This window comes from Psychrobacter sp. 1U2 (assembly GCF_051847575.1).
This window is the reverse complement of sequence record NZ_JBPYDC010000709.1, coordinates 1-886: the sequence shown is the minus strand read 5'-3', so window position 1 is coordinate 886 and position 886 is coordinate 1. Positions and strand designations below refer to the sequence as shown.

The 886-nt window shown below is 37.2% G+C and carries 1 pseudogene; it reads left to right on the top strand.

The features are described from left to right. A pseudogene (locus ACS8FD_RS18235) lies at positions 1–298 on the top strand (saccharopine dehydrogenase); the annotation flags it as partial. Between the last annotated feature and the right edge of the window lie 588 nt (positions 299–886).

The window sequence follows — 886 nt, the reverse complement described above, 5'->3', positions numbered from 1 at the left end:
ACCAAAGTCAGGCTCTGGACCTTCTAAGTCTGAACAAGAAAACGGTTACTTTGACATTCGTTTTTTTGGTGAGACTGCTAACAAGGATAGTATCAATACTAAGGTCACAGGCGATAAAGACCCAGGCTATGGCAGCACCTCACGTATGCTTGCTCAATCAGCCTTATGTCTTGCTCAAGATATCGCTAAAGAGGATGTGTTAGGTGGTTTTTGGACACCCGCTTCTGCGATGGGTGATAAGCTGTTAACGCGCTTAGAGACTCACGCTGGTCTTAGCTTTGAAGTCGTTAACCAATAATAACCGTAAAATATATTGTTAATAATAGCCGCACTTTAATTATAGAGTGCGGCTTTTTTGTTGCTTTGGGCTTTACTGTCTTAGACTTTCAAACGACTGGGTAAATTAACAGAGTGACAGTCGGGTCAAAATAAAAGAAGTAGCACACGACTAAACTAATATTTAGTAAATGTGCTAAATAAGTATTAGGGTCAGCAATGTTAAAGAACGATAATTGTGTATTTCGTACGTAAGTATTATTACCAATTTATGGTTATGTGCCACATAACGACACACTTCGTTAATGCAATGAAACAGCGGCACTCATTTATATCACGTACCCTTAATAAAGTTATCAACCTGTGAAGATTGTGTCTATAAAACTGATTAAATAAGATACCAATAACCAGTTCAAATAGCTAAAAAACGATAAGTTAAGAGCAAGAAAATAACGCTCAAATAACTGTTCTTTAAACTAAAATCTTAAAATAACGGTTGAGTAACAACGACAACCAACAGTCATTGAGAGGAATCTATTATGAAATTGAATATATTAACGACAGCCATGTTAGCGTCAGGCCTAGCTATGTTTGCGCATTCTGCCAATGC